The sequence below is a fragment of the uncultured Gilvimarinus sp. genome, assembly GCF_963975215.1.
GTDB lineage: Bacteria > Pseudomonadota > Gammaproteobacteria > Pseudomonadales > Cellvibrionaceae > Gilvimarinus.
Window position 1 is genome coordinate 223849 of sequence record NZ_CAXBFW010000003.1, and the last position, 23493, is coordinate 247341.

General features: G+C 54.1%; 14 protein-coding genes and 1 pseudogene. 14 read left to right on the forward strand and 1 reads right to left on the reverse strand.

Annotated elements, in window-relative coordinates; translation table 11 throughout:
- Window positions 1-249 precede the first annotated feature (249 nt).
- Window positions 250-1935 carry a gamma-glutamyltransferase gene (ggt, locus tag AAC019_RS04155; RefSeq protein ID WP_339897306.1) on the forward strand — a complete coding sequence of 562 codons (1686 nt, stop codon included), beginning with the start codon at window positions 250-252 and terminating at the stop codon, window positions 1933-1935.
- Window positions 1936-2004: 69 nt separating this feature from the next.
- Here the strand turns inward: ggt and AAC019_RS04160 are convergent, their stop codons facing one another.
- The gene (locus AAC019_RS04160) at window positions 2005-2970 is read right to left on the reverse strand and encodes a tRNA-dihydrouridine synthase (protein ID WP_339897307.1); all 966 of its coding nucleotides are present in this window, start codon (window positions 2968-2970) and stop codon (window positions 2005-2007) included.
- Window positions 2971-3264: 294 nt separating this feature from the next.
- Between AAC019_RS04160 and AAC019_RS04165 the strand changes: the two genes are divergently transcribed.
- The 13 genes and pseudogenes from AAC019_RS04165 (at window position 3265) to AAC019_RS04225 (ending at window position 23451) form a co-directional block, all read left to right on the forward strand.
- Window positions 3265-3513, forward strand: coding sequence for an OadG family transporter subunit (locus tag AAC019_RS04165; RefSeq protein ID WP_339897308.1), 249 nt, complete (start codon window positions 3265-3267; stop codon window positions 3511-3513).
- Between the two features lie 78 nt (window positions 3514-3591).
- Window positions 3592-5376, forward strand: coding sequence for a sodium-extruding oxaloacetate decarboxylase subunit alpha (gene oadA / locus AAC019_RS04170; protein ID WP_339897309.1), 1785 nt, complete (start codon window positions 3592-3594; stop codon window positions 5374-5376).
- A 17-nt stretch (window positions 5377-5393) separates the two neighbouring features.
- Window positions 5394-6701 (forward strand): sodium ion-translocating decarboxylase subunit beta, encoded by a 1308-nt coding sequence (locus AAC019_RS04175; RefSeq protein WP_339897310.1) that lies wholly within the window; start codon window positions 5394-5396, stop codon window positions 6699-6701.
- 127 nt (window positions 6702-6828) lie between these two features.
- Window positions 6829-8187, forward strand: a complete 1359-nt coding sequence (locus tag AAC019_RS04180) for a DEAD/DEAH box helicase (RefSeq protein WP_339897311.1) — start codon at window positions 6829-6831, stop codon at window positions 8185-8187.
- A 2-nt stretch (window positions 8188-8189) separates the two neighbouring features.
- A complete protein-coding gene (locus tag AAC019_RS04185; RefSeq protein WP_339897312.1) occupies window positions 8190-8954 on the forward strand; it encodes a M90 family metallopeptidase in 765 nt (254 codons plus the stop codon).
- A 357-nt stretch (window positions 8955-9311) separates the two neighbouring features.
- Window positions 9312-10121: a PhoH family protein gene (locus tag AAC019_RS04190; RefSeq protein ID WP_339897313.1), complete on the forward strand. Its 810-nt coding sequence runs from the start codon at window positions 9312-9314 to the stop codon at window positions 10119-10121.
- 508 nt (window positions 10122-10629) lie between these two features.
- Window positions 10630-12468, forward strand: coding sequence for a TolC family outer membrane protein (locus AAC019_RS04195; RefSeq protein WP_339897314.1), 1839 nt, complete (start codon window positions 10630-10632; stop codon window positions 12466-12468).
- 74 nt (window positions 12469-12542) lie between these two features.
- The gene (locus tag AAC019_RS04200; RefSeq protein ID WP_339897315.1) at window positions 12543-14693 is read left to right on the forward strand and encodes a type I secretion system permease/ATPase; all 2151 of its coding nucleotides are present in this window, start codon (window positions 12543-12545) and stop codon (window positions 14691-14693) included.
- Window positions 14693-16111: an HlyD family type I secretion periplasmic adaptor subunit gene (locus AAC019_RS04205; protein ID WP_339897316.1), complete on the forward strand. Its 1419-nt coding sequence runs from the start codon at window positions 14693-14695 to the stop codon at window positions 16109-16111. The genes AAC019_RS04200 and AAC019_RS04205 overlap by 1 nt, the downstream gene beginning before the upstream one ends.
- Window positions 16111-16698 (forward strand): response regulator transcription factor, encoded by a 588-nt coding sequence (locus AAC019_RS04210; RefSeq protein ID WP_339897317.1) that lies wholly within the window; start codon window positions 16111-16113, stop codon window positions 16696-16698. Before AAC019_RS04205 ends, AAC019_RS04210 begins: the two co-directional genes overlap by 1 nt.
- Before the next feature lie 191 nt (window positions 16699-16889).
- Window positions 16890-17402, forward strand: coding sequence for a hypothetical protein (locus AAC019_RS04215; RefSeq protein ID WP_339897318.1), 513 nt, complete (start codon window positions 16890-16892; stop codon window positions 17400-17402).
- A 31-nt stretch (window positions 17403-17433) separates the two neighbouring features.
- A pseudogene (locus tag AAC019_RS04220) lies at window positions 17434-18276 on the forward strand (Ig-like domain-containing protein); the annotation flags it as partial.
- 183 nt (window positions 18277-18459) lie between these two features.
- Window positions 18460-23451: a VCBS domain-containing protein gene (locus AAC019_RS04225; protein ID WP_339897328.1), complete on the forward strand. Its 4992-nt coding sequence runs from the start codon at window positions 18460-18462 to the stop codon at window positions 23449-23451.
- Window positions 23452-23493: the final 42 nt, after the last annotated feature.

A 23493-nucleotide genomic window follows, 5' to 3' on the forward strand; every position in this document is an offset into this window, starting at 1 on the left:
ATGTTTCGTCTCACTGAGTGCCTGCGTTTATCTGTACTGAGCTTTCGGGTAGTACGCTGCGGTAAAATAAGCGCCCATATGGGGGTTGAAGGTCGTCGCGGAGACGCCTTCTGGTTTTAATCTACCCGATATAAACGCCTAAAACCCTCGCAATTTGCGGGGGTTTTTTATTTATGCGGTAGGCTTGTAAGCTGGTTGTTTTGCTTGATGGGCCTTTATGGCTCGCTTAACCACTCGTTTGGAGATTTCATGCGTCAATTACTACAGCTGTTGCTAGTTACTTGGTTGTTGTGCCCGGTAATGGCCAGGGCGGAAATGACAGGGTACGCGCAAGTCACCGCCGATGGGCGCGCGGCAGTGGCTACGGTGCAGCCCCGGGCGACGGAGGCGGCAATGGAGGTGCTGGCGGCCGGTGGTAATGCGCTGGATGCCGCGGTAGCGGCCGCTTTGGCGCTGGGGGTGGTGGATGGGCACAACTCAGGTATTGGCGGTGGTTGTTTTGCTCTGGTGCGCTGGGCCGACGGCACCATAGAAGCTCTCGATGGGCGCGAAACCGCCCCCATGCTGGCAAGCCGCGATATGTATGTGGTCGAGGGTAAGTTGCAGCGGGACTTAAGTCGCATCGGTGCACTTGCCTCAGGCATTCCCGGGTCGGTGGCGGTGTACGATTATCTGCTGCAAAAGGGCGGCGCGTTAAAGCGTGAGCAAGTGTACCAGCCGGCCATTGCCTTGGCCGAAAAAGGTTTTGCCATTGATCAAATTTACGCCGACCGTCTGGCGCGCAATCGCGACCAGTTGGCCAGTTTTAAGGGTACCGCCAAGGTGCTGCTGGATAATCAAGGCCAGCCCTGGCCGGCGGGGCATCGCCTGTTGCAGCACGATTTGGCCGAAACCTACAGGCAGTTAGCGCGACAAGGCGCTAAGTATTTTTATCAGGGTGACTTTGCCGGGCAGGTTGGGCGCTGGATGCAGGCCAATGGCGGTTTGATTCGCAAAGAGGATTTTAACCGTTATCAAATGCACCGGCGCTCTCCTGTTCGCTCGAACTACCGGGACTATGAGGTGGTGGGGTTTGGCCCGCCCAGCTCAGGTGGTGTGCATGTGGCGCAAATTTTAAATATCTTAGAGCCATTCGATATGGCGAAGCTGTCTACCCTTGAGCGCTATCATGTGACAGCCGAGGCGATGAAATTGGCGTTTGCCGACCGGGCTTACTGGCTGGGGGATCCGGCGTTTACCGATGTACCAAAAAACCTGATCAGCAAAGCCTACGCTAAAACTCTGAGCAAAAAGATTGCACTGGATAAAACCGATCACACGGTGGCGCACGGCACCCCAGCGGCGGCCGATATTAATTTGTTTGATAAGCACACCACCCATATCTCAGTGGCCGACAAGGCCGGTAACTGGGTTGCCATTACCACGACCGTGAATACCGACTTTGGCTCCAAGGTCATTATCCCGGGTACCGGCGTGGTGATGAATAATCAGATGGACGACTTTGCCTCGCAGCCGGGGGTGCCGAATATTTACGGCCTGGTGGGCAGCGAGGCCAACAGCATTGCGCCGGGTAAACGGCCGCTGTCGAGTATGAGCCCTACACTACTGTTGCAAAACGGAGTGCCGGTGATGACTCTTGGTGCCGCTGGCGGGCCGACGATTATTACCCAGGTGGTGCAGGCGCTGTTGAATACCATTGACCTTAATATGCCCGTGGCTAAAGCTTTGGCGGCCAGCCGAATTCATCATCAGTGGCGGCCCGATGCTCTGTACCTGGAGCAATCGGCGGCCCCTGAGTTGCGCGAGGGGCTACAGGCTTTGGGGCATACCATGAAAGAGTTGGGCCCCTATGGTTCCACTCAGGCAATCGGCTTGGATGAGCAAGGTTTTGTCGCTGTATCCGAGCCGCGGCTCGAGCAGCGCAACCGCCACTAGCAGCAACTGTGTTCAGATCCGGTGAGCCTTATCCGCCATGACGACTTAGAACACAGTCGCTGCTAGGTATTAGCCTGCGCGTGAGGCCAGTTGTGCGCTGAAATGGGCGCTGAGCAACTCGGGCTGCTGGATGCGCTTAACCGCATCAAAAAATATGGCGGCCTCGGGGTATTGCCGGCGTAAATAGACCAGCCACTGCTTGATGCGATTGCCGGCAAATTTGTCTGGGTAGTTTGGCCGGCAGAGTTCAAAGTACTGCTGTAATAAAGCACACACCTCCAGCCAGCTCATGGGGGTATAAGCTTCACCGGCAAGACTGGCTTTAATTTGTCGCGCCAGATCGGGGCAGGCCAATAAGCCCCGGCCAAGCATTACGTCGCTGCAGCCTGAACGCTCGCGACAACGGTAGTAATCGGCAACAGTCCAAATCTCGCCGTTGGCAATCACGGGGATGCCGAGTTGCTGTTTAATCTCGCCAATACACTCCCAATAGGCCGGAGGGCGATAGCCATCGGCTTTTGATCGCGCGTGTACGGCCAGTGAGCTGGCGCCCGCGGCCTCGACCGCGCAGGCGTTTTCCAGATAGTTGTCCCGGGCATCAAAACCCAGACGAATCTTGGCGCTAACCGTAATAGTGTCCGGAACGGCCTTGCGTACCGCGCTGACAATGTCATAGACCCGCTCGGGCTGACGCAATAGGCAGGCGCCCCCATCGCTTTTGTTTACCGTTTTGGCCGGGCAACCAAAGTTGATATCAATCGCATTGGCGCCGGCTAAGGTGGCGCGTACCGCGTTGTCGGCCATGGGGCTTGGTTGGCCACCCAGCAATTGCAGCTTAACCGGCACGCCGGCGGGGGTCAGGCAATCATTGTCCAGCTCTGGGGCCAGCCGGCGAAACACCCGCCGTGGCAGACGCTGGTCCACCACACGCACAAACTCGGTAACGCAGCCATCAATGCCGCCAATGCGGGTCAGTAGGTCGCGCACCTGATGATCGACAACGCCCTCCATCGGGGCCAGCTGCAGATGGCTCATTGCGTGCTCCTTGGTTGGGGGCGGATTTAAGGCCGCGTAGTGTACACAGTTTGTGTGGCGCTGTCGGCGCTCAATTATTTTTAGCTTAAAATCGGTGAAAGTTCGGTAAATTTCGTTAAAATTCAAAAAACGTAGGCTAAATGTCTGCAAGTTTTGGTCGGGCGGTATGTGGCGTCTTGTAAGTTTTTGAAAGATAAGAGAAAATGCACGGCCGTTTGCGCCGCGCCGCCTGATCACTGTCATGGTGCGCTGTCTTACATTGGCGCCAATGACGATTAATTAAAGGTAATCATAATGCAAGATACTCTGATGCAGCAGGGCATGGATCTCATGATCTACGGTATGGGTACCGTGCTGGTCTTTCTGACATTGTTGGTTATTGCCACGCTGATCATGTCGAAATTGGTGATGCGTTTTTTCCCGGACCCTGTGATCGCTGAAACTCCGCGTCCCTCGCGGCAGGTCGCAGCCGAGACCGGGGTGGACCCAGCCGTGCGCAGCGCCATCGAAAAGGCCATCAAGCTGCATCGCGCGCGCCACTGAGGCGACAGTCAACCAGATAACAATTGATGTGAGCGGCGCTTCGCCGATACGAACGATAATTTTGGGGTAGAAAACACCATGAGCGAGCTTAAAAAGCCATTGGGTATTACGGATGTGGTTTTGCGCGATGCGCACCAGTCATTGTTTGCCACGCGTATGCGGCTCGATGATATGTTGCCGATTGCGGCAAAACTCGACGAAATCGGCTTCTGGTCGTTAGAAACCTGGGGCGGCGCGACCTTCGACAGCTGTATCCGCTATCTGGGGGAAGACCCTTGGCACCGCATTCGCGAGCTGAAAAAGGCCATGCCCAAAACCCCGATGCAGATGCTGCTGCGCGGACAAAATTTGTTGGGTTATCGCCACTACGCCGATGACGTGGTTGAGAAGTTTGTCGAGCGTGCCGCTCACAATGGTGTTGATGTGTTTCGGGTGTTTGATGCCATGAACGATATGCGCAACATCGAGACGGCGCTAAAGGCTGTTAAGCAGCAGGGCAAACACGCTCAGGGCACTATCTCCTATACCATAAGCCCGGTTCACACCTTAGAGGGCTGGGTCGAGCAGGGTAAGCGCATTGAGGACATGGGCGCTGACTCTATCGCCATTAAAGACATGGCGGGTTTGCTGAGGCCCTACGTTGGGTACGAGCTGGTTAAGCGTCTTAAAGAAAGCTGCAGTATCCCCATCCATATGCAAAGCCACGCCACCACCGGTTTGGCGCACGCCACTAACCTCAAGTGTGTCGAGGCGGGCATCGACAACGTCGATACCGCTATTTCGTCGATGTCCATGACTTACGGTCACAGCCCCACTGAAACTTTGGTGGCCAGCCTTGAAGGCACTGAGCGCGACACCGGCTTGGACATTCATAAGCTCGAAGATATTGCGGCTTACTTTCGCGAGGTTCGCAAAAAGTACGCTAAGTTTGAAGGTGCCCTTAAAGGTATCGACTCGCGTATCTTGGTGGCACAAGTGCCCGGCGGCATGCTCACCAATATGGAAAACCAACTGCGCGAGCAAAACGCCACCGACAAGCTCGATGATGTGCTGAGTGAAATCCCTAAAGTACGTGAAGATTTAGGCTACATTCCACTGGTAACACCTACCTCACAAATTGTGGGCTCACAGGCGGTGATGAATGTACTGACCGGAGAGCGCTACAAAACCATTACGCGCGAAACCGAAGGTGTCCTTAAGGGCGAGTACGGCTCTTCACCGGCACCGGTTAATGCCGAGTTGCAAAAGCGTGTGTTGGGCGATGCAGAGCCAATTACTTGCCGCCCGGCCGACCTGATTAAGCCCGAACTACAGGCTTTGACAGACGAGCTGTTAACTCAGGCAAAAGAAAAGAATATTGAGCTAAGCGCCGGTGACGGTGAAATAGACGATGTTTTGACTTATGCGCTGTTTCCTCAGGTGGGCCTTAAATTTTTGCAAAACCGTGGCAACCCTGACGCCTTTGAGCCTGTACCTACCGGTAAAGAAGGTAGTGTGCCCACCACTGAAGCGGGTGAAGAGATTTACACCGTTGAGGTGGACGGTAAGCAGTACGCCGTTACCGTCTCAAACGGCGGTGATATCACAGCGCTGGGGGCGGTGGGTGGTGCTTCGGCATCAGGTTCGGCAGCAGCGCCTGCGGCTGGTACCGGCGAGCCAGTGCCAGCGCCACTTGGCGGAACCATTTGCAAGCTTACCGTACAGGTGGGGCAGCAGGTGGAAGAGGGTGACACCTTGCTCATTCTCGAGGCCATGAAAATGGAGTCCGAGGTAAGCGCGCCGCGCGCGGGTACTATCGCCTCTATCAATGTCCAGGCCGGAGACGCCGTCACCGCCGGTGACAGTCTGCTCAGCATCGCTTAATTAGTCGGAATTAGATTATGCAAAACTTTTTACGCCTGTGGCACGACTCGGGCATCTACCACCTCGATTTGGGGCAAGGTGTGATGCTGCTGGTGGGCTTGCTGCTATTGTTTTTGGCGATTCGTAAAGGCTTTGAGCCGCTGTTGCTGGTGCCGATTGGCTTTGGTGCCATTTTGGCCAATATTCCCGGCGCCGGTTTGTCCCTGTCGGCGGTAGAGAATGCCATTGCCTCGGGGTATCCGGATGTGTTGGCACAAGTTGCTCAAGTGCTGGGCGCCAGCGCTGATGCCGGTATGCAGGCTCTGAATGATGCCTATAAACACGCGCCCGCCGCCGTGCAGGCCGACGCTTACCGTTTGGCGACCGATTTGGGCTATGCCAATGGCATGCTCTATTCGTTTTACACGGTTGCCATCGGCAGTGGTGTAGCGCCTCTGGTTATCTTTATGGGGGTGGGGGCCATGACCGATTTTGGCCCACTGCTGGCCAATCCCAAAACCTTGTTTTTGGGGGCGGCGGCTCAGTTTGGTATTTTTGCCACGGTACTGGGCGCGGTTGGTTTATCCACTACGGGTATTATCGACTTCTCGATCCAGGACGCAGCGGCCATTGGTATTATCGGTGGTGCCGACGGCCCCACGGCGATTTACGTGGCGAGCATTCTCGCGCCTGAATTGTTGGGTGCGATTGCTGTTGCCGCCTACTCTTATATGGCGTTGGTGCCTCTGATTCAGCCGCCCATTATGCGTTTGCTCACCAATGAGGACGAGCGCAAAATCCGCATGGAGCAAATGCGCGTTGTCTCTAAGCGCGAGAAGATTGTCTTCCCATTGATTTTGTTGATCTTGGTGGCGCTGATTCTGCCAAGTGCCGCGCCACTGTTGGGTATGTTTTGCTTTGGTAACCTGATGCGTGAGTGCGGTGTGGTTGAGCGTTTAAGCGACACTGCGCAAAACGCACTGATCAATATCACCACTATCTTTTTGGGTTTGTCGGTGGGCTCCAAGCTTGCCGCCGATAAATTCCTCGACCCTAAAACCCTGGGTATTTTGGCGCTGGGGATTGTGGCCTTTGGCATTGGCACCGCGATGGGCGTGTTAACGGCCAAGCTAATGAACCTATTCTGCAAACATAAAATTAACCCATTGATTGGCTCGGCTGGTGTGTCGGCTGTGCCGATGGCGGCACGGGTATCCAACAAAGTTGGGCTTGAAGCTAACCCGCAAAACTATTTGCTGATGCACGCGATGGGCCCCAATGTGGCCGGCGTGATCGGGTCGGCGGTAGCGGCCGGGGTTATGATCTCTATCGTTTCATCGCTGTAACCCAGCCACCGGCAGGCCTCGCCTGCCGGTGCTACATTATTGATTGGGCGGGCTAGCCGCCGGCTGTGCGGCACCGAGCTAACGCGCGCTGCACGGTTTGATTTGCGTTCACCTGTAGAGACTCGTCGTGAATAATTCTGGAGCGTTCGCCCAATTACAACACCCAAGGCTGCAAACGGCTTTAACCCAGTTGGATATCAGTGAGCCTACCCCGGTGCAGGCCGAGGCTATACCGGCGGTGCTCGAAGGCGCTGATGTAGCGGTTTGTGCTCCCACCGGTAGCGGTAAGACCCTCGCGTTTTTGCTGCCCATGCTGCAATTGCTGCTCACCCGTAAAACCGGCCGCGGTGCGATTCGAGCGCTAATCCTTACACCTACCCGTGAGCTCGCCCGGCAGATTGTCGCCGAGGCGCGCAAGCTGTGCGAGCGCGACATGATCAATGTGGTGGCTCTGACGGGCGGCGATAGCAAAGCGGCCCAGCGTGAGCTGGTAGCCTCGGCCGATCTTCTGGTGGCCACCCCCGGGCGTATGTCAGAGTTTGTCGGGGCGCAACTGGTAGACTTATCGAAACTTGAATTTCTGGTGGTGGATGAAGCCGACCGAACCTTGGATATGGGGTTTTCTGATGATGTGAGCCGCATCGCCAAGGCTTGCCCGGAGTCGCGTCAAACACTGCTGTACTCCGCGACCCTAAAAGCCAAAGGGTTAGGGCAGTTGTTACTGGCGTTAACAAACTCCGAAACCTTGCGTCGGATTGATATTAATCAGCTAACCACTAATCGGGCACTCGAGAAAATACTGGCCGATGACTGGCCTCACAAGTGCCAGCTGTTAGCGGCGCTGTGTCAGCAGCGTGAGTTTCGCCGTGCGGTTATTTTTAGCAACACCCGCGAGCGGGTAAACGAGATTGTCAGTGCACTGGACAGTGCCGGCGTGCGCTCATTGGCTCTGCACGGTGAGGTTGAGGCAAAAATTCGCAAACAGGTGATGGCGCGTTTTAGCTCTGGCCAGTGCAATATTTTGGTGGCGACCGACTTGGCCGCCAGAGGGCTGGATGTGGACGGTGTCGAGCTGATTATCAATGCTGACTTACCCTACAACGTGCCTAGCTTTGTTCACCGCGCCGGCCGCACTGCGCGGGCCGACGCCAGTGGTACAGTGGTATCACTGGTTACCGCACAGGGCTGGAACTTAATGGCCGATATCGAGCGGCACTTGAACCAGGCGGCAAAGTTTGTACAAATCGATGGCTTAGTTGCGCGTTACCGGGGCCCGAAAAAAATTAAAAGCTCCGGTAAGGCCGCCGGAAAAAAACCGACCAAAGCCCGGGTAAAAGACAGCAAAAAAAGTGCCGAAGGCGGGAAAGATAAAAAGCGCCGGCGCGATCAAAAAAATGTTGGTAAACGGCGCCAGGCCGCGGCCCCTTTACAGCCTGAGGGCGGCGTTAAATCGTGGAAGACTCAGACCAATAAAAAAGAGACCTAGGCATGTTTAATTGGTTTCGCCAGTGGCGAGCAGAGCGTGTGGTTCGCGCTAACCCCATCGATGAGCGCGATTGGCAGCAAGTGCTGGAGCAGTTGCCGCTACTTAAAGGCTTGACTGCCGATGAGCTGACGCGTTTGCGCCGGCTGGCCATTTTGTTTATGCACGAGAAGGACTTTGTCGGTATTCAGGGCGTGGTGCTGACGGGCAACATGGCTTTGCTTATTGCCTTGCAAGCGTGCCTACCTATTTTAAACTTAGGTATCGAATGGTATCGCGGCTGGCAGTCTATTCTTGTTTATCCGGCGGGCTTTAAAACCCAGCGCACGCAAATGGATGCCAGTGGCGTGGCGCACGAGGCAGAGCACCATCTGGCCGGTGAGGCCTGGAATCAAGGTGGGGTTGTGTTGGCGTGGAATGAAACCGCCAAAGCGGGCGTGATCGATGGACACAATTTAGTGATTCACGAGTTTGTGCATAAACTCGATATGCTTAACGGCGCTGCGGATGGGTTTCCGCCCTTGCGTGCCGGTATGTCGGTAGACGATTGGACGGCGAGCTTTGGCCGCGCCTATGACGACTTATGCGAAAAGGTGGCTCGGGGGGAGCACACCAATATCGACCGCTATGGTGCGACTAACCCAGCTGAGTTTGTGGCAGTCACCAGTGAGGTGTTTTTCGAGTTGCCGGCACTTTTGCGCGATACCTATCCTCTTGTGTATCGCAATTACGTTGCGTTTTATGGCCAGGACCCCGCTCAGCGCTTATAAAGCGTGCGCCAATCACGCCTATATGTAGGGCGTATGACAAACTCACGAAGTGTTTGTGACATCTTTTGGTGCAAGTGTTTTGGTCGGCTAAAAAATTCTAAAAAGCCGTTGACCCCTTTTATAATTTGGGCATAAGATGGTTTTGAGGGCATATGTTGTGGTTTGAGTGACTTGCAAGCACAAGTCAAGGCTGTAACCCCTGTATCGCTCGGATCTCAAATACATCCAACCACAGGAGTGATTTCTTCGCGCAATCTTCTTTGCATTACCAGGTAAGGCTCATCGTCAGCGGTGGCAAGCCGTTACACGTTTACGCGATGCGCCAGTGTTTACTTTGAATTGACAAGGATAATACTCATGGCGAAAAGATCTCAGGTACGACGCAATCCCCATCAATACGACGACATGGATGACGGTGGTTTTAAAGCTAGCAAGAGCCGTTCAAAGTCATCCCGAAAACACCGCCGAGACGACGGCAACATCGTCGAAATGAAAGGCCGCTCACAGCAACTCGAAACCGCTTACAGTCCGCAACGCTCCTCGCAACCGCTTATCGCTCAAACCCCCTCGCAACAACGCTACATCGACGCTATCAAAACCCACAGCTTAACGTTTGGTACTGGCCCGGCCGGCACCGGTAAAAGTTATTGTGCCGGCGCGCTGGCGGCCGAAGCATTAGAGTCCGGTCGTATTGAACGTATCATTCTGACCCGGCCCGCCGTTGAGGCTGGCGAGCAACTAGGCTTTTTACCCGGTGCATTGGATGAGAAGTTTTCGGTCTACATTGATGCGTTTCGCGATATTTTAAACGAGCGCCTCGGCGCGGGCACGGTCGATTACTGCTTGCGCCACGGCAGAATTGTCGCCGCTCCTCTGGCGTTTATGCGCGGTAAAACGTTTAACAATCGCACGTTTGTCGTGCTGGATGAGGCGCAAAACACCTCGCCCGCACAGATGAAGATGTTTTTGACGCGCATTGGCGAAGATTGCAAAGTGGTGATTAATGGCGATATTGAGCAGAGCGATATTCGTGGCTGCAATGGTTTGGCAGATGCGATAGATAAGCTCAATGGTGTAAATAATGTCTACGTGCATCGGTTTGAGCGCGAAGACATTGTTCGCAGCGGCCTGGTCCGGGACATCATTGACCGCTATGAGCTGAGTTAATTAACGTTGTTTAACGGGCGTCCGCGTTCGGCGTGGGCGTCCCATTACTTAAGTATGTTGGTTTATAGCCCCTTGTTGTCCTGCCGAACGTATTTCTGTGCATCTAAACCCTCATTTACCCCGTAGAGACTGATTGCCAGCATGGTAAGGGAGGAAAGTTGCATTTTTGGTGCGCTGCACCAAAATGGTTATATACATCAGGTTGTTTAACAGCCACTTCTTATAAGCAATGAGTCGGTTTATCTTGAACGTTATTCCAATATTGAAGTAAGATCACTCCCAATATGTGGAAATATGTGACAGCGTTCTCGTTTTTCCGGCTGCGAGCTTTGTGAGTCGCTAAGAGAGCGTTTTTTTCACAAACGGTTACTAGAATGTCTTTTCTGTTTTGGCGGATAACCCCACAGATTGATAGCGCATCCAATTGTCGCTGCTCTATGTAATCGTTACGTCGATTAAATATCATCATTAAGTCGTAAGAATAGAAATTTTCATTGAGGGATTTTCAATGCAGCTCGCCTTACGTAAATCAGGAATGTTTACACGCTTCTTGACGAGTTTTTTGTTAGCCAGCGCAGGCACTGCCGCAATCGCGCAACCCGATAGTCAATCCCAAGTTCAAACCACAGCCCGTACCGACGTTACTGACGGCATGATTGTCGAGGTTAATGTCTCAAGCCGCGATGTCGTGCTAAAGGCGCTGGAGTACAACCCGGAGATTCAGGCCGCGTGGAATACTTACAAAGCGGCTGAGCACAATGTTGGCACAGCTCGCGGTCAGTATCTTCCTTCTATTGACCTGACGGCCAGTACAGGCAAGCAGCGCCGCGATTACGACGGTCGTGACGATTACGATATTAACAGCGCTGAAATCTCCCTTACCCAGATGTTGTTTGACGGTTTTCGTATCAGTGGAGAAGTAAGCCGGCTCGACAGCGCGCGTCAGGTCCGTTATTTGGAGCTACTCGATACGGTCGATAACCTCTCGCTCGAAGCGTTTGAGGTGGCTGAGAACTTGGTGCGCTATCGCAAGCTATTAAAGCTGGCGCGCACTAACTACCAAGAGCATCTGAGTGTGCAGCAGCAAATTGGTGATCGCGTTGATCAGGGGGTAGGCCGTCGCGCCGACCTCGATCAGGTGGATGGTCGGGTGGCCTTGGCTGAGTCTAATTTGCTGACGGAAGCGGCAAATTTGCACGATGTGACCTCTAAATACCTCAGAATTGTGGGCGACTTGCCTCCAGAGCGTTTGGTGCCCAGCGACCTTAAATCCGAGCCGATTCCGGACTCGGTAAAAGATGTCCTGTACGGCGCCTATCAGGGCAACCCCGGTTTTCATGCCGCCATCAAAAACATTGCCGCCGCGCAAGCGTCGGTACGCAGTCAGCGCTCGGGTTACTACCCCCGGGTCGAATTGCGCGCGCGCTATGGCACTCAGCAAAATCTGGGCGTTTTTGATGAGCGAATCGACCCGGATGACTTTGGTGATGAGGGGGCGATTGAACTGGCGCTGACCTACAACTTGTTTAACGGTGGCTCTGATCGCGCTGCGGTTAAACGCTCTTTGTCTGAGGTGGATACCGCCAAAGACCAGCGCGACGTTGCCTGCGTTAATTTGCGTCAGACCGCGCAAATTGCTTACAACAATACCCACAGCCTGGAAGACCGGCTCATCTCTCTGACTCAGCACCGCGAGGCCAGTGATCGCGTGCGTCGGGCGTATTTAGAGCAGTTTCAAATCGGTCAGCGTACCCTGCTGGATTTGCTCGATGCCGAAAACGAGTACTTTCAGTCGAGCCGCGCCGTTATTAACAGTAACCACGATTTAAATATTGCTTACGCGCGGGTACTGGAGTCTATGGGTAAGCTGTTGGTGTCCCTGAATATCGTGCCCGATGACATACCTTTGGCCGATGATTTAGAAGAAGATTTGTCTGATATCGATGTCGAGCCGTCGGCGGCTTGCCCTGCGCTTTCTCCGGCCGCACTATCGCGCGACGATTTACTCGACAATGTGATGACCTACGAGAGCGACGCCTTGTTTGCCGATAACAGCTCGGTTCTCACCAACTCGGCCATGAACCAGCTCGATCAATTGTTGGCGCGTTTTGGCAATCAGTCGGGCCGCGTGGCCGAAGTCATTATTGCTGCGCAGTCGGCTGAGGCCAATCCATCGAGTGTAAGCCGGTCTTTATCCAGTGCCCGGGTAACAGCGGTGCGGGATTATTTGGTTATCAACGGCATTGATGCTGGCCGCGTTGTGGTCGTGCCAGACGCCGATCCGGCCGGAGCCGTTGTGCGTCCGGTGACAGATCGTATTGAGATCACTGTACGCCAACTGAAGTAAACGGGGCGTTTTTTCAAGCCCCGGCGCTAGCGCCGGGGCAAAGAGTACCGACGACATAAGAGACTCAGTATCCTATGAGTGATAAAGCTGACGAGGCGAACCAAGCCTCGTTGCGCGGTGGTCCGCTGTTAAATTGTCTGCTGATTCTTTCTCGCATGCATGGTGTAAACACCTCTGGCTCGACGTTGCTGGCGGGTTTACCGTTGCAGCATCAACAACTGCCACCTTCGCTATTTGATCGCGCTGCCCGTCGAGCGGGGTTTACCAGCCAGCTGGTGCGGCGCTCCTTAAGTGAAATTAACAATTCGCTTCTCCCGGTTATTTTGTTACTTGAGGGTAACGAAGCCTGCGTACTTTTAGGTATTGTGGGGGATCAGGCCGAGGTTGTTTTTCCCGATCTGTCACAGACCCAGGTCAATATTCCCATTGAGGAACTGGAGGCGCGCTATGCGGGTCGGGTGATTTATGCCCGGCCGCGTTTGCAGTTTAGTGCGCGCAACGCCGATATCCACAAAACCAATAAAGGTCATTGGTTTTGGGAGGTAATTAAAGCGCACCGTGGCTTGTACCGCGATGTATTGTTTGCCGCTTTATTGGTGAATATCTTTGCCCTGGCGATGCCGCTGTTTGTGATGAATGTGTACGACCGGGTCGTGCCCAACTTTGCGATTGAAACCCTGTGGGTGTTGGCCTCTGGTGTAGCGATTGTTTTGTGCGCCGATGTTTGCCTAAAAATGGTACGGGCCTGGTTTGTCGATTTGGCGGCGAGTCGTGTTGATATCACGTTATCCGCGTCGATTATGGCGCGGGTATTGGGGATGCGCATGAGTGAACGGCCAACCTCGGTGGGCTCTTATGCGGCGGGGCTGCAGGCGTTTGAGTCGGTGCGTAGCTTTATTGGTTCGAGCACAATCATTGCGTTTGTCGATCTGCCTTTTGTTGTGATTTTTAGTTTGATTATTGGTTTGCTGACCTCGTGGTGGCTAGTCATACCCATTGCGGTTGGGGTATTGATTTGTTTACTTTACGCCGCTGCGGTACAGGCCAAAATGCACGAACTATCGCTCAGCAGCATGGAGGCGAGTGCCTACCGCAACGCGGTATTGGTAGAGAGTTTGAACGGCCTTGAGGCACTAAAAACGTTGGGTGCCGAGGGGAAAATGCAAAATTTGTGGGAGAAAACCACCGTGTTTCTCTCGCGCACGACCACCAAAATGCGTTTACTGTCCGGCTCAGTAACCACCGGTGCGGTATGGGTGCAGCAGTTGGTGGCGGTGGCCATCATTATTGTCGGTGTTTACCTAATTACCGAGGGTCAGCTGACTCAGGGTGGCTTGATTGCGGCGTACATGTTGTCGTCCAGAATCATGGCACCGGTTGGGCAGAGCGCTGCCTTAATGATGCAATATCATCAGGCGGCTACCGCACTCGAGAGCGTCGACCGGGTGATGAATACCCCGGTCGAGCGCCCCGATCAGGCGGAGTGGATTGCTCGCCCGCGACTTGATGGGCAAATTGAGTTTAATGGTGTGTCTTTTAGTTATCCTCACGATGAGCGCCAGGCGCTGCGCGACGTAAGCTTTAGCATAGCCCCCGGGGAAAAGGTCGCGATTTTGGGGCGCAATGGCTCGGGCAAAACCACCATCGAAAAAATTATCGCAGGCCTCTATGCGCCCAGCGGTGGTCGTGTGCTTATTGATAATATCGATATCGGCCAGCTGGACCCGGCGCAACTGCGTCACAATATTGGTTATGTCTCGCAGGATGTGAATTTGTTTCTTGGCACCCTGCGGGAAAATATCACCATGGCAGATCCGCGTATCGACGATGAGCGATTGCTTAAAATTATAGAGCTATCGGGCTTGGCTGGGTTTATTAATTCGCACCCACAGGGGTTGTCGATGCCGGTGGGCGAGCGCGGTGAGCTGCTCTCGGGCGGGCAGCGTCAAGCGGTCGCCATTGCCAGAGCGTTGGTTGCCGACCCCGCTATTTTGTTGCTGGATGAGCCAACCGGGGCGATGGATCACACCAGCGAAGAAGAGCTTAAACGCAATTTGGCTAAATTCTCCGCCGGCAAAACCATGTTGGTGATTACCCACCGCAATTCGTTGTTGGCTATGGTCGATCGTATTATCGTGATCGACGCCGGAAAAATTGTCGCTGACGGGCCTAAAGAGCAAGTGGTTGAGGCTTTGCGCCAGGGTCGTATCGGGAGGGCAAATTAATGAGCCAAACCCGGGAGCAAAAGCATTTTAATCGTATAGGCCGCGGGATAACCCGCCTTGGCCAGCCCTTTGGCAAGTTGGTTGATAAAGTCTGGAACCGCTGGATGTCCCCCTCGCAGTCACACTCGAAAGACTGGGTTGAGGACGCTGATTGGGCGCGTATTCAGCAGGCGCCGCTGCGCGCACGGGGTTTGCTGTACAGTATGTTGTTGATTGTGGTGGCTCTGGTTATCTGGGCCGGCTTTGCCGAGATCGATGAGGTTGCACGGGGGCAGGGTAAAGTCATTCCTTCCAGCCACACGCAAATCGTGCAGTCGTTTGATGGCGGTGTGGTTGAGGAAATTTTGGTTAAAGAGGGGCAGGTGGTCGAACAGGGGGCGCTGCTGATGCGCATAGACCCGACCCGGTTTATCTCGACTTTTCGTGAAAATCAGGCGCAATACGCAACGCTGCAAGCGCGCGCTGCACGTTTGCAGGCGTTGGTCGAGGATTCGCCGCTGGAGATTCCGTCGTCGGTGCGCGCGAGCGAGCCGCGGGTGGCGGCCAATGAGACCGTTCTGTATCAGTCAAACCTCAATGAATTAGAGCAAAAGTTATCGCAGGCCCGCGAGCAATTAACGCAGCGGCGCGAAGAGTTAAATGAAGTTGAAGCGCGACTGGTTCAGGCTTCAAGAGCCTACGAGTTATCGAGCCAGGAGTTGCAGGTCACCCGGCCACTGTTGGGCAGTGGCGCTATCTCAGAGGTGGAGATCCTGCGGCTTGAGCGTGATGCCTCCAACGCTAGAGGCGAAATGAATCAGGCGGTGGCGCAAAAAGCGCGTATCGAGTCGGCCATTACCGAGGCGCAAAACAAGCTCGATGAAGTGCGCCTGGTGGCTAAAAACGAGTGGCGCAGTCAGTTATCCGAAACACTGGGTAAATTGTCGAGCCTGTCGGAGACCAGCACCGGGCTCGCCGATAGAGTGAAGTACGCCGATATTCGCGCGCCGGTGCGCGGGACGGTGCAACGGTTGTTCATTAATACCGAAGGGGGCGTGGTGCAGCCCGGCAGCGAAGTGCTTGAAATGACCCCGCTGGATGACCAGCTACTGGTCGAGGCGAAGATTCCCCCTAAAGACATTGCGTTTTTACGGCCGGGTCAGCCGGCCATGGTTAAGCTAACCGCGTATGATTTTACGGTTTACGGTGGGCTCTCTGGTGATCTGGAGCACATAAGTGCCGACACTATCACCGATGAGCAAGACCAAACCTATTATTTAGTGCGGATACGAACTCGCGAGGCGGGCTTCGATCAAGCACTGCCGATTATTCCGGGTATGACAGCGCAGGTGGACATTATTACCGGTAAAAAAACCGTGCTAGCGTACCTTTTAAAACCCATTCTTCGGGCTAAACAAAACGCCTTAACAGAGCGATAATGCAGTCAGTATTCGTTTCTACCTCAGAGATTAATTCTGCACGCTGGAATGCGGCGGTGGCCGACGCCAAAGTGTGCATAGATTACTCGCCCGCCGACTTACCCCTCGACGAGCCGTCACTGGTTTGGGTGGTGATGAGTGGCCCCTGGCAAGAGCACGTCCGAGCCTCGCTTGCGGCTGGTGCCAAAGTTATCGCCATGACTCTAAATGAAACAGCCGCCGAAGCGCGCACAACGATTGGGCTGGGCGCGAGCGGTTACGTGCATGCCCTGGCGGCCCCCGAATTGCTGCAACAAGTCAAAAATGCCGTCGAGTACGACGGCATTTGGCTTGGAAAGCATTTGTTGAGTGAGCTTTTGGCCCCGTCGGCACCGGCTAAGCCGCGCCCCGCCGTGGGCGAGCAATTAAGTATGCGCGAACGGATGGTGGCGTTGGCCGTTGCCCGCGGTAAAAGTAACAAAGAGGTCGCGCGCGAACTAAATATTACTGAGCGCACGGTTAAGGCGCATTTAGGACGTTGCTTTGACAAGCTTGGCGTGCGTGACCGAATGCAGCTGGCACTGCTGATAAACCGCGACGGTATCTAGCGGCGCGGCGCGCTAAGGGTTCGCTAAAGCACTGATTTGGTATTAGTATTATTGTTTGTAAGAGTGCCTATTAAGCCCACTTGAAAAGCAAGGGGCTTTGGCGCTCTATTCAACTTATGCTGGTGGTGTTAGCTCTCAGAGGGTTTGAGGGTGCAAGAAGGGATATTCTATGAGCGAGCAAAGTGCGATTGTTGTCGAGATTGAAGGACGCGCGTGGGCCAGAACGCCAGAGGGGGGGGCGTAATCTAGCCGAAGGTGATACGCTGCTGCTTGGCGAACGTATCGTGGTAGAGAGTGGTGCTCGCGTTGTTCTCGATTTTGGCGATGGTCAGCTTTTAACGCTGGTTGGGCCCGAACAGCTTTTGCTAACGGCCGACTTGTGGCCTGATGTAGCTGGCGTAACTAATGACGGAGTGCCAGATGCCGAAGAACCGGACACCGCACCGACTACGCTCGATTCCTCCGAACCCTCGAACACACCCGACATCGACGAAAGTGATTTACCTCTTTCGCAGGGATGGCACTATTCGGTTAACCTAAAGCGTGTTGGTGAAGAGCTTACTCCGCCTGGACTAGATGGCAGTCAGGTGCCTGAGCGGCCTGCGCCACCCTATACGTTGGGGGCGGGTAGAGGGAGAAGGCGGCCCTATACCACCTTTGCCGCCGTTGCCACCCGTGCCACCGGATCCAGAACCGGTGCCTAATTTTCCGCCATAAACCGCCGATCAATACCTCACTACACCGGAAGATGTGCCGCTACCCGGTGGTATCCCGGGTTTTGACCCGGAGGGCGCGCCGCTTAGCTATACCGTGGTCAGTGGCCCTGAGCATGGGACGGTCGAACTCGACCCGGCAACCGGATCGTTTGTCTATACCCCCGATGAAGACTACCACGGCGATGATAAGTTTGTTGTCGAATTATCCGACGGCCGTTACACCGTTACCGAGACAACTTACATCGAGGTCATTCCGGTTAATGATCCCCCCGAGACTGTCGACCTATATTTGGTGACACCTGAGGACACGGCCGTTCCCGGAGGTATTACGGCCAGCGATGTCGACGGCGATACTTTAACCTATACCGTTATCGATCAGCCCGACTTTGGTGAGGTCGAGGTCGACAGTGCCACCGGTGAGTTTACGTATCAGCCCGGCCCTGATTACGTGGGCGAAGATGAATTTATCGTACTGGTCGATGATGGCAATGGCGGTACGGCGGAGGCCCATGTCTATATCACTGTGACTCCGGAGTCCGATCCTGCCATTATCACCGGCGATGGTGAAGGCGCGGTTGTCGAGGATGACGGCGACCCGGATTTGCTCACCAGCGGTAAGCTGGAGGTCGTTGACCCGGATGCCGGTGAGGCGGCGTTTGATCCGGCCACGGTCGAAGATGTGACCACTAATTTGGGGAGCCTCAGCCTTGATGCCGATGGCAACTGGCAGTACCAGGGTGCCAATGCGGATACCCAATACCTTGAAGCCGGGCAGGAGCGGGTAGAGGTCTTTTCGGTGGCTTCAATTGACGGGACTCGTGCCGAGATCACCGTAACCATCACCGGCGTTAACGACGCCCCGATTATTACCGTTGGCTCTGGCGATTCTGACAGTGATCGGCTGACCGAGACCACCGACCCTCTGCGAACGAGTGGCAGGTTGTCGACCTCAGACGTTGATATTGCCGACTCGGATCACGCCAGCGTCAGTAGTGTAAATGCGTCAGGTGTTGTGGGGCCGCTATCGACGTCAGCTTTGCTGGCCATGCTGAGTGTCAATTCGGGTGATGTGATCGTCAGTGGTGCTACTGGCGGTGTTATTAACTGGGTTTTCAGCAGTGGCAGTGAGGTCTTTGACTACCTCGAACAAGATGATCAGTTGACGCTGGAATACACCGTGGTTGTCACTGACTCCCAGGGCGCGACGGCCGAGCATATCGTGACGATCGTCATCACCGGGACAAACGATACCGCCGTACGAGAAGATACTACGTTAACGGCAAATGGTTCACTCAGTGTGTTTGATATCGACAACCCTGATATGGCTTTTATTGCCGACACTTACGCCGATGATTATGGCACTTTGACGGTCAGTGCGGATGGCTCTTGGTCGTATCAGCTTAACCAAAACGAAACCGTAGATGCGTTAAGTATTGGCGAGACTCGTGATCAGGTATATACCATCGCGCTAACCGACGGTGGTGATACCGCCACAACCAACGATGACGATGTAGAGACAACGGTAACGATTCATATCCAGGGTGTTAATGATAGGCCCACGGTTGAAGATTTAACCTTTAGCGTCAACGAGAACCAAAATCTCGAACTGCGACAACTGAGCGGCGCTGATGTTGATGGCGAGATCTACGGTTATGGTCTTATCTCCGATGTGTCCGAAGGTGGTTTGTCTTTACAGCCCAATGGCACCTTCAGATTTTTAACTCGCGGGGAGTTCGATGATTTAGCTGCGGGTGAAACCCGCGAGGTCACTTTTGAGTATGCGGCCGCTGACAATAATGGTGCCGTTTCTGCCCCAGGGACGGTCACGATAACGGTCGTTGGTATTGATAATGCACCGGAAATTGGAAGTAGCTCTGGGAATGTCGTAGAAAATATTAGTCCTACAGCATCGGGCATCATTAGCGCTAGTGATGTTGACAATCCTGCCTTGGCGTTTATAGCCGATGCTTATTCAGGTGTTTGGGGCGACCTAACGATTAATGTTGATGGTGGTTGGAGTTATACCTTGCGTGCTGCCGATGCTGACCCTCTCGATCAGGGCGATGAAGTCACCGACAATTTCGTAGTGAATTTAAACGACGATATATCGACCGCCAATATTATTATTAACGTCACCGGCACCAATGATGCCCCCACGTTGGACGACCCTCTTATTACCGTAAATTCCAATGAAGATTCGATCTATCAGGGCGCGTTGTCTATTGTAAGCGATGTGGATCAAGATGACGGTTATATCGACGATGACGGCAATGGTATCACCAAAGGTTTTTTTTACGGCTTGGTGGAAGCTGATGACTTTGCTCCCGGCTCCCTAATCTTTAATACCGATGGCACATACACTTTCGATCCTCGTTTTGCTTATAGCGATCTGGATGATGGTGATGTGGAAGTACTGAGCTTTACCTATCGTGCGTTTGATGAGCAAGGGGCGAGATCGGATATCGGTACAATAACCTTCACCTTGAGTGGTTCAACCGATGACGAGCCCGCCGATCCGAATTTTGGAATAATCATTGAGGATGCTACCGACTCGGTGTCTGGTGGACCGCTGGATAGTTATACACCCGGCTCGTACGATGATGATTACGGCACCCTGGTGGTTGACGGTGATGGTAATTGGACTTACACCTTAGACCCCGATCGGGCTAATGGCAGTGAGGCGCCATCCATACCTGCTCTAGGGCCTGGAGATGATATTACCGTGGTTATCCCCGCAGGCGCAGGGAATGATGAGGTAACCATTGAAATTATTGGTACCAATGACGCACCCGTAGTGGAAGATCTCCCTTGCAATATCGTTGTCACCGGTGAAAACTCCCTGATCAGCGGCCAGCTCAACGGTACTGATGTTGACGGTACTATTGTTACCTATGAAGTGCTGAATTCTGATGAGCTGGGCGATGCTACGCTAGTGATTAATGCCGACGGCAGCTTTACCTTCGATCCGGGTACCGAGTTTGATCACCTGCCCGACGGTGTGACGACCAGCCTTAGTTTTACTTTTCAGGCGATTGATAATAACGGCGCCGTTAGTAATATCGGAACCGGTTGTATCACTGTTGAGGGTGAAGATGATTTGCCTGCTTTGTCGAATGATAGCGGTAGAGTGATTGAAGATGACGCGGCTAATAATGTCGCTGCTGGTGTCATCGTCTTTACTGATGTTGACGACGGCGAATCGGCCGATGGGGCGGTAAACTTTGTCGAGCAGAACATCGAGGGTGTGTACGGACACTTTACTCTGGATAACGGTGGTAACTGGACCTACATCCTCGATAATATTGATCCGGATACTGACGCGCTAAATGCTGGACAGGAAGTTACCGATGAGTTTACGGTAGCGGCCACTAATGGCGCGACCAGCACGGTAATTGTTACGGTTACCGGTAGCAATGATGTGCCGGTCATTGATGGTAGCGACAATAACGTTTCGGCAAGCATTGACGAGGATACGGCGCTCGCGAACGTTCTTCCTCTGGCGACTGATGTAGACAGCCTGGGGCGTATTGTTGGGTATGTGCAGCGCGGCGATTTGATTTATGTGAGCGATGACTCCACAGCCCCAGGCGAATTAATTTTTTACTCCGACGGTACTTATTTATTTGATCCACGGGGGAGCTACGACTATTTAGCCGAAGGCGAAACCACTCAAGTGGAATTTAACTTCGCTGCCGTAGATAATGAGAGTGGCGTCAGTAATGAGCAAACCGTTACCATTACCATTGTGGGTGTTGACGACTTGCCTGTTATTAGTGCGGACACTGTCAACATTACCGAAGATGACACCAACCCGGCGGCCACTGGGCAATTGACGGCGGCCGATCCGGATGATGACGGCGCTGACTTAAGCTTTATTCCTGTAACGCTGGATGGTGATTACGGCACCTTAACGTTAGATGCCAATGGCAATTGGGAGTACAACCTAGGCCCCAATGCGCAAGCGCTGAATAACGGTGACGATGAAGCGGATGTGTTTACCATCAATTTATCCGATGGCAGCACGACCACTGTGACGGTTAATGTTGAGGGCATTAATGATGTTCCCGTCAGTGATGACATCGTGGTTACCGTCGATGAAGATTCTGTATTAAATGCCAGTGTCCCGGCCGCGACAGACGTGGACGGAACGGTTATTGCGTACCGCTTGGTCGATGGTAGTTTTGCCGGGCCCGGGTCGCTTAGCTTTAGTACCGACGGTAGCTACAGCTACGATCCGGGCGATAATTTTCAGGAGCTGGACGCCGGCGATACCGGGCAGGTCACCTTTCAATATATCGTGCAAGATAACAGCGACGGGATCAGCGATCCGATTACCGTAACCATTAATGTCACCGGTGTTAATGACGCACCTACCTCCAGCGCCATAGCCAACCAATCCTCGGATGAGTCTGAAGCAGTCAGCGTTGATGTCAGTGGTAGTTTTGCTGATATCGATGCCGACAATGTCTTTACCTACAGCGCCAGCGGCTTGCCGCCCTCTTTAACTATTGACCCGGTCAGCGGTGTGATTAGCGGTACGCTCGATGCCGATGCCGCCGCCGGGAGCGTATACAACGTAACGGTAACCGCCACCGACTCTGGCGGCGAAGCGACCAGTCAAAGCTTTAGCTGGATCATCGCCAATCCGACGCCAGATTTTGTCGGCGAAACCAGTGGCAATGACGATGACACCTACGCCTTTAGCCTGAACGAAGGCACGCCCAGCGGCACCGAGGTGGGTGCCGTGAGCGCTATCGACCCGGACGGAGATACCCTGACTTACAGCATTACCGCCGGCAACAGCGCCGGTTGGTTTGCCATCGACTCCTCTAGCGGCGCTATCAGCTTAACCGCGGATGTGGATGACGCGCAGGTGGGTAGCTATAGCCTTAGCGTTGATGCCGACGATGGCCAGGGCGGCACAGATACGGCCACTGTTAACATTGATTTGCTGAATGTGAATGATCCGCCGGTTGTGACGGGCAGTGCTATTGCGGTCGCTGAAGAGTGTGTGAATACACCACTGGGTATTGCCGCCCCCACGGACGCTGACGGCGACGCGTTAACCGTAACGGTAACCGGCCTGCCTGATGTCGGTGAGGTGACGCTCGCCAACGGCACCGTGCTGGCGTTAAACGATACCTTTAGTGCGGTGGAGCTAACAGGTTTACTGTACAGCGCCCCGCAGGAGCTGGCGGCCGATTACATGGGCAGCTTTGATTTCTCGGTAGATGACGGTCAGGGTGCTGCGAACAGTGTTCAATCGGCTAGTGTCGATATTAGTGTTAGCGCTGTTAATGATGCACCCGTGGCGGTGGATGATGTGGTGGATTCCGTCCCCAATAACAGTACCGGTATTGTCATCGACGTGTTGGCCAACGACACCGATGCCGAAAACGACGACCTTACTGTTTTTAGTGCCACAGCAGAGACCGGCACCGTTACCATTAATGCCGATGGCACCTTAAATTATGTTCCCGCCAGCGGCTTTATCGGCACCGACAACATCGTTTATCAAGTCAATGATACAAGTGGTGCCTCGGACTTAGGTAATGTTACCGTCAGCGTTTTTTCCGGTATCGAGACATTTGCCGCCAGTGCTCAGTCGCAACCTAATACGGCGACGGCTTTTGCGGCGGGGGCATTTGCGGCGGGGGCATTTGCGATGGATGCAGTTGCGATCGATGCAGCTGCGATCGAGAGTGCCGACCAGCCGGAGGCCGACGTACTGGACTGGCACTTGGCCGAGCCGAGCGCTAACGATCAGCCGGCGGCCGGCGAATTTAATAGCTCCGGTCAGGCACTGGGCTTTGGCGATTTGCTGGAGGATGACGATGAGGATTTATCTCAGTGGCTGCCAGGGGCGGAAGAGCCTGCAGCTGGTAGTACCAGCCCCGTCTTATTAGATGCCTCTGCCCCGATTGCTAATGCCGACGCACCTTATTTGCCCAGTGGTGATTCGGCCGCTTATAGCTCAGATAATAGTGACGCCTCGGAGTTTTTACTCAATCATGCGCAGGCGAACGTCGACTTGTAGTTACGTGCCACCCCCGTATATCCGGGGGTGGGCTTACTCTCA

Excerpts from the sequence above, each read along its gene's own strand:
- AAC019_RS04190 (WP_339897313.1), top strand. The coding sequence starts at position 9,312 with ATGGCGAAAAGATCTCAGGTACGACGCAATCCCCATCAATACGACGAC.
- AAC019_RS04185 (WP_339897312.1), top strand. The coding sequence starts at position 8,190 with ATGTTTAATTGGTTTCGCCAGTGGCGAGCAGAGCGTGTGGTTCGCGCT.
- AAC019_RS04165 (WP_339897308.1), top strand. The coding sequence starts at position 3,265 with ATGCAAGATACTCTGATGCAGCAGGGCATGGATCTCATGATCTACGGT.
- AAC019_RS04195 (WP_339897314.1), top strand. The coding sequence starts at position 10,630 with ATGCAGCTCGCCTTACGTAAATCAGGAATGTTTACACGCTTCTTGACG.
- AAC019_RS04200 (WP_339897315.1), top strand. The coding sequence starts at position 12,543 with ATGAGTGATAAAGCTGACGAGGCGAACCAAGCCTCGTTGCGCGGTGGT.
- AAC019_RS04205 (WP_339897316.1), top strand. The coding sequence starts at position 14,693 with ATGAGCCAAACCCGGGAGCAAAAGCATTTTAATCGTATAGGCCGCGGG.
- AAC019_RS04160 (WP_339897307.1), bottom strand. The coding sequence starts at position 2,970 with ATGAGCCATCTGCAGCTGGCCCCGATGGAGGGCGTTGTCGATCATCAG.
- AAC019_RS04210 (WP_339897317.1), top strand. The coding sequence starts at position 16,111 with ATGCAGTCAGTATTCGTTTCTACCTCAGAGATTAATTCTGCACGCTGG.
- ggt (WP_339897306.1), top strand. The coding sequence starts at position 250 with ATGCGTCAATTACTACAGCTGTTGCTAGTTACTTGGTTGTTGTGCCCG.
- AAC019_RS04225 (WP_339897328.1), top strand. The coding sequence starts at position 18,460 with ATGCTGAGTGTCAATTCGGGTGATGTGATCGTCAGTGGTGCTACTGGC.
- oadA (WP_339897309.1), top strand. The coding sequence starts at position 3,592 with ATGAGCGAGCTTAAAAAGCCATTGGGTATTACGGATGTGGTTTTGCGC.
- AAC019_RS04175 (WP_339897310.1), top strand. The coding sequence starts at position 5,394 with ATGCAAAACTTTTTACGCCTGTGGCACGACTCGGGCATCTACCACCTC.